General features: G+C 67.7%; 9 protein-coding genes. 7 read left to right on the forward strand and 2 right to left on the reverse strand.

Translation table 11 applies throughout. From position 1 onward, the window contains the following. Nucleotides 1-112: 112 nt before the first annotated feature. From FMM08_RS19720 to FMM08_RS19735, 4 genes are all read left to right on the forward strand, one after another. Nucleotides 113-949 carry an undecaprenyl-diphosphate phosphatase gene (locus FMM08_RS19720; RefSeq protein ID WP_147928089.1) on the forward strand — a complete coding sequence of 279 codons (837 nt, stop codon included), beginning with the start codon at nt 113-115 and terminating at the stop codon, nt 947-949. A gap of 274 nt (nt 950-1,223) precedes the next feature. Further along, nucleotides 1,224-3,137, forward strand: a complete 1,914-nt coding sequence (gene lnt / locus FMM08_RS19725) for an apolipoprotein N-acyltransferase (protein ID WP_306821823.1) — start codon at nt 1,224-1,226, stop codon at nt 3,135-3,137. A 92-nt stretch (nt 3,138-3,229) separates the two neighbouring features. Further along, nucleotides 3,230-3,775, forward strand: a complete 546-nt coding sequence (locus FMM08_RS19730; protein ID WP_147928090.1) for a hypothetical protein — start codon at nt 3,230-3,232, stop codon at nt 3,773-3,775. A 576-nt stretch (nt 3,776-4,351) separates the two neighbouring features. Beyond that, a complete protein-coding gene (locus tag FMM08_RS19735; protein WP_187279882.1) occupies nt 4,352-5,470 on the forward strand; it encodes an acyltransferase family protein in 1,119 nt (372 codons plus the stop codon). 131 nt (nt 5,471-5,601) lie between these two features. On the opposite strand, the gene FMM08_RS19740 is transcribed toward FMM08_RS19735, so the two are convergent. Together FMM08_RS19740 and FMM08_RS19745 are read right to left on the reverse strand one after the other, a co-directional pair. Next, the gene (locus FMM08_RS19740; protein WP_222710998.1) at nt 5,602-7,872 is read right to left on the reverse strand and encodes a cell wall-binding repeat-containing protein; all 2,271 of its coding nucleotides are present in this window, start codon (nt 7,870-7,872) and stop codon (nt 5,602-5,604) included. Nucleotides 7,873-8,304: 432 nt separating this feature from the next. Next, nucleotides 8,305-8,724: a MerR family transcriptional regulator gene (locus tag FMM08_RS19745; protein WP_139713898.1), complete on the reverse strand. Its 420-nt coding sequence runs from the start codon at nt 8,722-8,724 to the stop codon at nt 8,305-8,307. Between the two features lie 98 nt (nt 8,725-8,822). Here FMM08_RS19745 and FMM08_RS19750 point away from each other — a divergent pair, with 98 nt between their 5' ends. The 3 genes from FMM08_RS19750 (at nt 8,823) to FMM08_RS19760 (ending at nt 12,149) form a co-directional block, all read left to right on the forward strand. Beyond that, nucleotides 8,823-9,869, forward strand: coding sequence for an arsenic resistance protein (locus FMM08_RS19750; protein WP_439653575.1), 1,047 nt, complete (start codon nt 8,823-8,825; stop codon nt 9,867-9,869). Nucleotides 9,870-10,328: 459 nt separating this feature from the next. Continuing rightward, on the forward strand, nt 10,329-11,333 hold the full coding sequence (locus FMM08_RS19755; protein WP_139713896.1) for a ComEC/Rec2 family competence protein: 1,005 nt from the start codon (nt 10,329-10,331) through the stop codon (nt 11,331-11,333). A gap of 150 nt (nt 11,334-11,483) precedes the next feature. Next, nucleotides 11,484-12,149: a hypothetical protein gene (locus FMM08_RS19760; protein ID WP_139713895.1), complete on the forward strand. Its 666-nt coding sequence runs from the start codon at nt 11,484-11,486 to the stop codon at nt 12,147-12,149. Nucleotides 12,150-12,166: the final 17 nt, after the last annotated feature.

Below are 12,166 nucleotides of genomic sequence, written 5' to 3' on the forward strand. Positions count from 1 at the left end.
GATCGATCATGCAGCGCGCGCACCTCGTTCAGCCCTCAGTCCACCTGAGGGCGGCTAGCCATGCGCTCGCATCCATTGCAGCGCCAGTCCGTCCACGAGAGGAGCACCTCAGGTGCAGTGGTGGCACGCCGTCCTGTTGGGAGCTGTGGAAGGGGTCACCGAGTTCCTTCCGGTCTCCTCTACCGGGCACTTGACAATCCTGGAGAAGCTGCTGGGCTACAGGGTCAACGATCCCGACGTCACCGCCTTCACCGTCATCATCCAGATCGGCGCGGTGCTGGCGACGTTGCTGTACCTGCGCCGCGACCTCATCCGCCTCATCGCTGCTGTTCTGGACGGGCTGCGCCACTCCCAGGCCCGCCACAACGCCGACTGGCGGATGGCGGTCGGCGTCATCGTCGGCTCCCTGCCCATCGGGATCGTCGGGTTCCTCTTCTCCGACCTCATCGAGACCACCCTGCGCAGCCTGTGGGTGGTGGGCATCGCGCTCATCGGGTGGAGCGTCGTCATGCTCTACGCCGACCGCACCGCCAGCCAGAACAAGCCCGAGAGCGCGGTGACCTGGCGCGACACCCTCGCCATCGGCCTGGTGCAGTGCCTGGCGCTGGTCCCGGGCGTCTCCCGCTCGGGCGCCACCATGTCGATCGGCCTGCTTCGCGGCCTGGACCGCGTCACCGTCACCCGGCTGTCCTTCTTCCTGTCCATCCCCGCGCTGGCCGCGGCCAGCGTCTACCAGAGCGTCAGCGCCGCGCCGCAGATCTCCAGCGGCATCGGCTGGGGCCCAACGCTGCTGGCCACCCTCGTCAGCTTCGTGGTCGCCTACCTCACCGTGGACTGGCTACTGAAGTTCATCGCCCGCCACAGCTACTCGCTGTTCATCGCCTACCGCATCATTGCGGGATCGCTGGTCCTAGCCCTGGTGGGCACCGGCGTGGTGGCCGCCACGTGAAGCGGGACACCCGAGGACGGCGCAACCTGCCACGACGATCACCGCTCAGCGCTGATGCGAGGGGCTGCGGTCAAGGACGGGCCCCGCGCGACCACCGCGGGCACGCTCGCCCACGGGCTGCAGCGGCGTGCATGCAAGACGTCCGTGACGGCCAGGGTGCCGTGCGCATCAGGAACTGACGCCCGCCGTGGAGATCACTCGGCTGGGATCCCGGGATCGATCCCGGCTGGTCCCTCACGGCGCATCACTGACGATCACGCCGTGGGACCACGAGATGGCACACCGACGGGCCCTGCTCGGGTGGGCGTCCAGCAAGCGAAAGGGTGACGACATCAACGTCTTGCGACGACACGGCGCGCGTGGCTCGAGGACACGCTGGAGTGGTCCGGCCGGTGACCGTGTCGGGGGTCCTGTTGCCGGTCTCGTCCGTGCTTTTGGGTGGACGTCGGCACCGTTATGGTCGGCAACATCGCTGCTCACGGGTGTCTTGGTGTGGTTCTTGTCCGCCCCCCCGCGCTCGTGGTGGTGGTGCCTGCCTGCGGGGTCACTGCTGGTGGTGATGGGGCTGGACGGTCTGCGGGGCCGAAGTCGCGCATGGAGCTGTTGGGTTGCTGGATGGCTGTGGGCGACGGCGTCGCTGTGGTGGTTGACCGAGATCACGGTGATCGGGTACGTCGCAGCCAGCGTTGTCATCGGCAGCCTGCTCACCCTTGCGCTGCGGTTGGCGGCCCCTCCGGGGCGACTGCCCCGCCCCGCCAGCCGGTCCACCACTGGCCCTGGGCGGCGTGTGCCCCTCGGGGGAACTGGCCGGACAACCGCGGCAGATCTGGTGCGCGACTACGGGGCCTTACCTGCCTGCATGGCCCTGCTGGAGATGGTGCTGGCGCGCTTTCCGCTGCAGGGGTTCCCCCTGCCGGCCCTGTCGCTGGGGCAGGCCTCAGGCCCGTTCGCGGTGGCCGCTGCGTGGGGTGGGGCACCGTTGGTGACCTTGGTGTCGGTGGCCAGCGGTGTCGCACTGGCTCGTGTGCTGCAGACGGGGTGGGCCGAGCGGGCGGGCCATCGAGCAGTCCGCGTCAGCCCAGCGCCCGCCAGGACGCGAGACCATCACCGCACCGGTGGTCGCTGGCTCCTGTCAGCGGGGAAGCGGTCACTGCCGTCCTTGGCGGTTCTCGCAGCTGCAGCCTTGGTGCTGGCAACACCGATCGCGCTGGGCGCGCAGGTGCACTCCCAGAGCAACGGGCAGCTGCACCTGTCCCTGGTCCAAGGCGGTGGGCCGCGTGGACTGCGAGCTGTCTTCAGCGATCCGAACCAGGTGACGCAGCGTCACCTGGTCTTGGCGGAGGACTTGGGCGACGACATCGCGACCGGGAAGGTACCGCCGGTGGACCTGGTGCTGCTGCCGGAGAACGTCTTGAGCGTGTCCGGTCCGGTCGCCAGCGCACCGCAACAGCGTCGTGTCGCCGCCCTGGCCGAGCGCCTGCGCGCTGCGGTGGTGGTGGGGGTGGTGGAGACGGCTTCGACCACCTTCCGCAATGCAGCAGTGCTGTGGGACGGCGAAGGGCGCATCGTGGGGCGCTACGAGAAGGAGCACCGGGTTCCCTTCGGTGAGTACCTGCCTGCGAGGGCTCTGCTGTCGCGCATCTCCTCAGCCGGGACCCTGGTGCCACGCGATGCGCTGGTCGGGGTGGGAACAGCCGCCCTGGACGTCCCTACCGCACGAGGAACGGTCCGGCTCGGCACGGTGATCTCATATGAGGGGTTCTTCGCCGACCGGGTACGAGAGGCGGTGCAGGCGGGAGGCCAGGCGATCCTGGTGCCCACCAACGCTGCGTCCTACTCCTACGATGTCGTCCCTGCGCTGCAGCTCGCAGCCGCCCAGCTACGGGCCCGGGAAAGCCATCGCACGGTGGTGCAGAGCGCCCCCACCGGGTACAGCGCGATCGTCGACGCTGACGGCCAGATCGTCCAGACCAGCGATCTGGGTAGAGCGCAGGTGCTGACGGCCACGGTGGATCTGCACGAGGGTCAGACGCCCTACATCCGCTGGGCTGACCTACCGGTGTTCGCCTTCTGCCTGATGGTCATGGTCATGGTCAGCCTGAGAGTCCGCCTGCGGGATTCCCGCTCTGCACCCCCAGCTGGCAATCCGAACGGCGAAAGCTCTCACGGACAGCATCAGACACTTTGATCGCTCTACTGCCGTCGCTGCGAGAGGCCGGCGAAAGAGTGATTGGTCAGCTCGATCCGCTGCGCTGCGTCCCGCGCCGGTACGTTTCGCGAGTGCCCGCTCCGGTCATGGCCCGTCTGCGCGAGCAGACGTGCGCGCAGCGACGACGCAGTCGCTGTGGGGCAGGTGGGTATCTGCTTGCCCTGACTGCGCTGATGGTCGTCGGCCTGTTGAACCTGCCGTTGTCGGAGCCCTTGAACAGAGCTATCAGCTCCGGCTACGCGTTGATCGGCTTTGGAGGCACTGAAGCAGTCGCGGCCGGCGACACTGCATCCTCACCGCAGCCGAACATGCTCAAAGCTGGTGGCTCCTTCACCAACGCACCCGATCCGGCTTCCTCGGCCTCCTTGGTGCAGGCACCCCTGACGACCTTCGAGGAACCGACCGCTGATGCGTGGGGAGCCGCAGCAGCCGCCTCGTCCTCTGAGGTCACCGAGCCCTCCTCGAAGTACACCTGCGTCGACCACCGCTGCGTCGGCCTCGACACCCGAACCGCCGATGTGTCCCTGGTCTACCCATCGACTCTGACCACGCCAGCTCCCGGCGCTACAACTTCGTTGCTGCTGGTCGACCTCGTCACCGACGTCTTTCCTGACTGAGCTGCCGCGCCGGGATGTCCAACCCCGCCGGGAACTGACAGGCAGCGACTCATTGGATGCGGTGTCACACAAGGCCGCCCAGCGAGGCCGCTGGGAGGGCCGTCGCTGACACGCCTGGGGCAGGTCAGCGTGACGGAGCCGGCAGGTAGCGCTCTGCTGTCGAGCAGCCGCACCTGTTCGCAACGACGCCAGCCTGTGGTTGTTCACCGCGGGCCGTCCTAGGGCTGTCTCGCGACTGTCCCGCGCTCAGCCTGGGAAGAACCGTGCACGGCCGTCCGCACTCCCGAATGACGGCTGTGCGGGCGGGCACCAGCGGTGACACCACCTCCTGCAGGCCGCTCACTAGTTGACCGCGACGTCCCCGGTGAGCACTTCATCAGCACCGCCTGACCGACCCGCCGGTGACGGCGTCCCCGGTCGGTCTCGGCCCCCCACCACGACCCACGCCCGCGCTCATGGCGATCTTCGTCGCCGTAGCCGGGCTCGAAGGGAGCACCCATGCCTCAGACAGCTCCACCTGTGCAAGGCCAGCCAGCGACCAGGCACCGCAGCGCCTTTCGTCCCGACATCGAGGGCATGCGCGCTCTGGCGCTCGGGCTGGTGCTGCTCTACCAAGCCGGAGTGCCCGGGATCGCCGGCGGGCGGCTCGGTGTCGATGTCTTCTTCGTGATCTCCGGATTTCTGATCACCGGACTGTTGGTGCGGGAGGTTGAAACCTCCGGTCGGGTGGACCTGGCGCGCTTCTACGCCCGCCGGGCGCGGCGCATCCTTCCCAGCGCCGTGAGCGTCACCATCGCGGTCCTGCTCATCGTCGCCGTGGTCGCCCCGGCGACCTTGGCGCGCGTCGGCGTCGACGCAGTCGCGGCGAGCCTGCAGGCCGCCAACTGGCGCTACGTCCTAGCCGACGTGGCAGGTCTGAACCCGATCGGGGTGGGCAGTCCGCTGCTGCACTACTGGTCGTTGGCCGTTGAGGAGCAGTTCTACCTGGCCTGGCCGCCGCTGGTGATGCTGACCGCCTGGCTAGCTCACAAGCGCGGGGGCTCGGTGCGCCGTTGGCTGGCCGTGGTCGCTGGTGGACTGGCGCTGGTCTCCCTCAGCACCTCCATCATCCTGACGCCCCTGTCGGGAACCGTGGCCTACCTGTCCACGCCGACGCGCGCCTGGCAGCTGGCCGCCGGTGCGCTCCTGGCGCTTGCCGTCCCGGCTGTGCACGAGCTCATCCACAGATCCTGGTGGCCGGCCGCTGCGGCATGCGCGAGCACCACCGGCCTGCTGCTGATCGCGACGAGTGCTCAATGGACAGGCACGGTGGACTACCCAGGGTCAGCTGCCATCATCCCCACCTTGGGTGCCGTCGCCCTCATCGCCGGCGGCGCAGGAGCGCCAGGTCTGGCGCAGCGCATCCTGTCCTGGGCGCCCGTGCAAGCAGCCGGTCGACTGTCGTACGTGTGGTACCTCTGGCACCTGCCCGTGATCTACGTCGCCGAGGATGTAGGCATCCAGGGCTGGCCGCTGCTACTGACCCTGGAGATCGTGGTGGCCGGTTCGCTGGCATGGGTCACAGCTGTGGTGATCGAGCGACCGTGCCGCTTCGCGCCAGCATGGAGCACCAGCTCGCGCCGAGGACTCCTGCTAGGGGCCTGCTTCACCGGTGCAGGAGTGCTCGCTGGCGCCCTGGCCATCGCCGCCGCGTGAGGTCGACGCGTGCGCTGCAAGCGACGAGGCGGAGAAAGCACCGTGGCTGTGCCGCGGGCGGGGGCAGGCGGGGGGCGGGTGGGCGTTGTCGGCTCGAGGGCCCTCACGGGAGGGCGGTGCGCCGGCCTGGCCTACACCGACCGCACCTGCTTGCCCTTGAGGGCGTCCATGATCTGCGTCACCGTGCTGTTGGAGACGGCGCTGGCGCCGCCGACGACGATGACCTGACTGATGGCACGGCTACGCAGCCACTGCACGGTGGCACCAGGCAGGTCCCCGCGGGGCACCAGCAGTGTCAGGCGGCCGTGGGCTCCGGCGGAGATGGCGTCGGCGACGTTGGCCTGCTCACCCGAGGCGATGATGATCGTATGCGTTCCGGTCTTGCCCGACCACGCTGAAGCGATGGCCGTAGCGGTGCTGTAGCGGTCAGGGCCAGCGATGCGGACCAAGGACTTGGTCGTCAGGCCGACCTTGGCCAGCGCTGCAGCGGCGCTGTGTGGCGAGACGGACGCAGAGCCGCCCACCACGACGAGGGACTTCGGCTTCAGGCGCTGCAGGGCATCCAAAGTGACCTGCGGAGTCCCGCCGGCGCGGGTCAGCAGGATGGGACGCGCGGTCAGACCGGCCGGGCCCCCGACCGCCAGAGCGTCAATCATGTGCTCGGTCTCCCCCGAGGCCAGCACCGCGACGTCGTCGGTGCCCGCCTCAGCCATCTTCAGAGCCACCTGGGCCGCTGTGTCATACCGGTCGGTGCCTGCGATGCGGACCAGCTGGGTGACACCGCACGCGCGCAGCGCCTGCTCGACCCCTTCCCCCAAGGAGGAAGCACCACCGATGAGGTAGGCCGTGTTCGCTGCTCGTCGCTGCACCTCTCGGGCTACGACATCAGGCAGGTGGTCCCGCCTCGAGAGCAGGATCGGTGCTTGGCGTTGCACGGCCAGGGGTGCGGCCACCAAGCCGTCGACGAGGTGGTCGTCCTCCCCGGCCACGATGAGGACGGTGCGGCTGTCCGGGTAGATCTCCCGCGCCTGGGCGGCGCTGGTCTCATAGCGGTCACCACCGGCCAGCCGGGTCACTTCGGGGTCGACGTCCGCGTCCAGGTAGGACGAGACCGTGGAGCGGATCTGATCCATCTGGGCGTACAGGTGCTCACCGGGACATGCAGTGGCCCCCACATCGCGGTGGCCGATGATCGTCGCTACGTCGACCACGGTCCCAGCGCCGTAGCGAGAGGTCCCCCCACCTTCGGAGACGAGCTGGGTCGTGGCGTTGGGGTCCACTCCGTGCAGTCCGAGCTTCCACGCCGTCACGCGGGCGACGCTGTCCACGATGGCCGGGGTAGCAGCTGCTGTCTCGTAGTTGCCGAGCACCGAGACACCGAAGGTGTCGGTGTTGAAGCCACCGGCGTGGGCACCTCGCACGGGCCGGTCGACGCCGCCGGCGCGCCCTTCGTAGATCGTGCCGAACCTGTCCACGAGGAAGTGGTAGCCGATGTCATCCCACCCCAGGCTTCGCGTGTGGTAGGCGTAAACGCTTCGGACCTCGCCTTGGGCCTCGGCTGGGCTCGTGTAGTCGTTGCTCCCGGCCGTGTGGTGGATGACGGCAGCCTTGATGGTGGCGTTGTAGTGGGGGACGTCATTGCGGTAGCTCTCATCTGCGCCCCACTGCGCGCGGGTGACGATCGCGGGCTGGTTGGTGAACGTCGTCGGCGCGACCCGGGCCGTGCCATCAGCTGTCCCCTCAGCTGTGCCGTGGGCTGTGGACTCGCCGGGGTCGATGAGCTCAAGACGCAGCCCGGCAGGTGCCGCGACCGTCTCGGAGGACACGCGTACCTGGACGGCGTCGCTGCTGGCCACTGCCAGCGGCTCTGTGCCCTCCCGCACCTGCGCCGAGGAAGCCTCCGACCTGGCTGGGGCGGTCTCCATCACCTCGAGCACCTGCCAGGCACTCCACTGCCCACCGCTGCGCACTCGCACCGCCAGCACCAGCTGGGCCCCCTGACGAGCAGCTGCCGGCCACGTCATGCCCAGCAGCCGAAACGATCGGACCTCGTGGGTGGCGCTGACCCACTTACCGCCCACATCAGCTCTCACCGTGGCCGCCAGCCCGCTCGAGCCCGCCACGCGCGAGGCGGTCATGTCCTGCACGTCGATCTGCTGGACCTGCGTCTGCGGCACCTGCATCTGCATCTGCGAGGGTGAGACCGCCTCAGCTGCGATCAGGCGCACCTGGCCCGTGCCGCCAGCCCGTGGGAGCTGCCCGTCGACCTGCGCCTCAGCACCCAGGCGTACGCGTCCCTCGCCGGCACAAGCAGCCAAGATCACTGTTCCGCCCAGCACGCCCGCGCCCGTGAGGAACGCCCGTCGACGGATCGCCCCGGCAGACGCACCAGGGTCACTCACCGTCACCCTCCTCCGCCTGGGCTCACCTCGTGGCTCATCATCGGTAGCCATGGGCCACCGGCAGTCAGCCCTTCGCAGCCTAGGAGCGCTCGCCCGACGAGCAGCGCAGACTCGCCGAAGGCGAGGACAGCAACAGCAGCGTGACCGGAACTCCTCCGCCCACCGATAGTTCGTTTCACGTCAACGCAATCAGTGATGGACCGGCGGCCAAGGCGGTCTCCGTCGTCTCGCGGAGCAAGCCCGCGCACGCGCCGAGCATGGCCTGGTCCACCCTGACCAGGCTCGCGCTGATCTTCCCCGACGCACCTCACTGAGAGGGACCACCGAACACGACAAAAGCGAAATGGGCTCGCGAGGTGACGATGCTGGACGCGCCAGCCTCGCGGCCGTCCGGTCGGGGTGGTCAGCGAGACACTGACCGGGCAGCGGTCGTCATATGACACTGGCAGGACGTTGCAGTACCACCAACGCACACTCCGAACGGCACGCCGACTCACTGTCCGGACATCCAGCCACTTGCTCGACGGCCTCCACCAGCTGCCCCCTCAACAGCGCTAACGCCTCCAGCGCAGCCTCCACCCGCTTCAGCTCGGCCACCAGCACCGGATGCAGGCGCTGCTTGACCTGGGTGCATGTGCCCTCGCGCGACAGCCTCAACAGCTCCGCGATCTGCGGCAGCTCCAGCCGCAGCGCCTTCGCCGAGGCGATGAAGCCCAGTTGCTCGAAGACCGCCTCGTCGTAGTCGCGGTAGCCGTTGGCCGAGCGCCGCGAGCTCACCAGGCCCAGCGCCTCGTAGTAGCGCAGCGTCGTCGCCGGAACGCCGCTGCGCTGAACGACCTCGGAGATGCGCACACACCACCGTAAAGCTTGACCTTCGAGTCGACTCCAACGTTTACGGTCCACCGCATGCACCTCGATGCGACCGCCTCGAGCCCGAACTGATGAGTCGGCTGAGCGCCACCACCGAGCGCCTGGAGCGCCACCAGATCGCCATCTACCTGGCCGGGATCGCCGCCGGAGTGGCTACTGGACTGCTCATTCCCGGTGCACGCCACCTCGAGGCGGCCATCAACCCCGTCATCGCGCTGCTGCTGTACGCCACCTTCCTCGGGGTCCCCTTCACCGCTATCAGCCGCGCCTTCACCGACGCCCGCTTCCTCCTGACCGTGCTGGCGCTGAACTTCGCCCTCGTGCCCGTGGTCGTGTACGCCCTCAGCCGTGTGGTTGCCGATGAGCCGGCGGTGCTGTTCGGGGTGCTGCTGGTGCTGCTTTCCCCGTGCATTGACTACGTCATCGTCTTCGCCCGCCTGGCCGGCGGAGCCGCAGACCGTCTGCTGGCGGCGGCGCCGCTGCTGATGCTCGCCCAGGCGCTGCTACTTCCGGTGTACCTGTGGGTGATGGTCGGTCCCCGGGCCGCCCGGGCCGTGGAGGTGGGCCCTTTCGCGCACGCCCTCGTGGTGCTGATCGTGCTGCCACTGGCAGCAGCGGCGCTGACCCAGGTCCTGGTAGGCCAAAGCACTCAGAGCCAGGGCAAGGATGACCGTCGACGGCCGTGGTGGGCGCGGTGGGCCGCTCAGCTGCAGGAGGTGACGCTAGCGGCGATGGTGCCGCTGATGTTCGCCACCTTGGCTGTTGTGATCGCCTCCCAGGTGCGGGCGGTCAGCGGTCAACTCGGGAGGTTGATGGAGCTGGTGCCGCTGTACGTGGGCTTCGCGGTGGCGATGGTCCTGCTGGGCCTGGTCGTCGCGCGATTCGCGCGTCTGGACGTGACCTCGGGTCGGGCGGTGGTGTTCAGCGGTGTCACCCGCAACTCCCTGGTGGTGCTGCCACTGGCCTTGGCGTTGCCGGCGTCGCAGTCTCTGACGCCGCTGGTGGTAGTGACCCAGACACTGGTGGAGCTGGTGGTCATGGTGGTGCTGGTTCGGGTCTTGCCGTTAACGAACCGGCCCAAGCCTGCAGGTGCCGAGGCCGTGGCCCTCGACGAGGTCGAGCGCTAGCCACCCGACAACAGTGCCCGGTCGACGACCGCCCACCGGACGCGGGCGAGGCAACCGTGCCTGCTGACGTCACACCGCGTGCTGGAGTCTTATTTGCCCAGTTCGGTGTTCCGTCTACCCCAACGGGCGGCGATTGAAGATCGAAACTTGGCCTATGGGTGGTGCGGTGGCCCAGGGAGCTGAGCGAGGAGGCCATACCCGAGCGCAGCGTCCCGGAAATCGTCTCCGGACGAGCACGTGGGACGGCGTAAAGAACACGACCTCTGAGACGGCGCGTCGAGCGTCGCGCGTGATCTTGGTTGGGTCAGACCGCGACCGTCCCACTATCTAGGAAGTGGGACGGCGCTCGTCGCGTGGATCGCGTACCGCCCTTGTCCGCCGATCTGCTGCCCTCCTGCAGTCACGGGCTGTCGGTGGTCGCCTCTAGGGTCCGCCGCAACGACCAAGGGGGGGGCTTCCATGATTGAAGTTGACTTCATGTGGGTGGGCGAGAAGACGAAGACCGGTGACGCCATCGCATGCCGGTTCACGCATCCGTCCACAGGTCAGTACGTCGTCATGGTCATCGACGGCGGTTTCCGAGATGATGGAGCTAGGCTCGCAGCGCTCATCAAGAAGTACTACGACACCACTCATGCTGACCTCGTTGTCTGTACACATCCAGATGATGACCACATTCAGGGTCTTTTCGGAATTTTCGAGAACATGAGCGTTGGCGAGTTGCTCGTCCACCGCCCCTCTCTCTACGGGTACTCCAGCGATGCCGTGAAGAGCGGCACTGTCGAGGACTTGGTCAAAGCTGCCGTCGAGCAGGGGACAACGCTGAGGCACGACTTTGCGGGCGTTGACCTATTCGGTGGCGCGCTGCGGGTCGCTGGCCCCAGTGAGGAATACTACGAGCTGCAACTCAGCGCGCAGCTTCTGCTGGCGCAGAAGTCGCAAGGTCTCGGCGGACTCGTAACCAAGGCCACCCAAGCCATCCGCCAGGTTTTTAACTGGCGTAGCAGTGACCCCGGAGAAACGCTTACTGACGACAATGGGGGAACTACCCCGAGAAATAACTCCAGCATTATTATGGATCTGCAGGTCGATGGCTACCGCGTGCTCTTCACTGGAGACGCCGGTGCACCGGCCCTGACGCTTGCCGCCGACCACCTCGACGCGGCGGGACGCTCATCTGCTATCTCTTTATTCGACGTTCCCCACCATGGTTCTCGGCACAACCTGACCAAGGATCTGCTCGATCGGCTTCTCGGCGTAGAGACATTTACTCATCGCGGTGAGTCCATCATCAGCGTCGGTAAGGAGGCGGATGACTTCCCCCGCCCCGAGGTGGCGAACGCACTCAAACGGCGCGGTTATCCCTGGCAGGCCACGCGCGGAAAGGACATCTGCTGGAGCCGCGGTGCTGACGCGCGTCCCGACTACTCGCCGATGGTCACGCAGGATTGGCTTGACGAATAATGGCCACCTAGTCTCAATCTGGCGGCACCATGCTCAGCCTGGCTTCGGCATTCTGGTGGATACCGAAGCCGGCTAAGATGCCCCATCGACATCTTCGACACGCGAGCCCGGCTGGGGCCGGCCGTTGCCGCGGCATCCCCGGCGATCGTCATGGCGATCTTGGTGTTCCGGTTCACTTACTCCGCTGACGTTCTCACGGCCGGTTTGGTGGCTGTGCTCGCGATCATCTCGGCCATCGTGCGCACCCGGGGACGGGCATTGCAGCGCACGCTGGCCAAGCGCTGGGGCGTGCTCCCCCTCGAGGCGCTGCTCCAGGCGACGGGGGAGGGCAACCCCCTGATCAGGGCACGCCGCCGTGAGCTGCTCGCCCAGCTGGTCGGACGGCCGCTGCCGACGGCGAGAGAAGAGTGTCTGCGGCCGGAGGAGGCCAAGCACCGCTACGCGGCGGCGACCAAGCGCTTGCAGATTCAGGCGCGCCGGTTTCCCAAGGAAGCGCCGCTGGTGCGTGAGGAGCTGGTCAACTACAACTTCGCGCGCAACATGCTGGCAATCAAGTGGGTGGGTGTCGCAGTGGCGCTGCTTATCGCCGGCGAAGGCGTGCGCCGCCTGCTGGCCGAGGATGACTGGCAGATGCCAGTGGTCCTGTCCACCGCCTACTCGCTAGTCATGGTCGTCGTGTGGCTGGCGTTCGTGCGCGAGAGCTGGGTGCGAGACGTCGCGAAGATCTACGCCGACCGTCTCCTGGACGCCTTGGAGGGCTTGGTCGGAGCTGTCGACGTGTCGCGACCTCCGTGGTGGTCCCGTCGCCGACGATAGCCACCTCACCACTCCAC

Source organism: Quadrisphaera setariae (assembly GCF_008041935.1).
Classification (GTDB): Bacteria; Actinomycetota; Actinomycetes; order Actinomycetales; family Quadrisphaeraceae; genus Quadrisphaera; species Quadrisphaera setariae.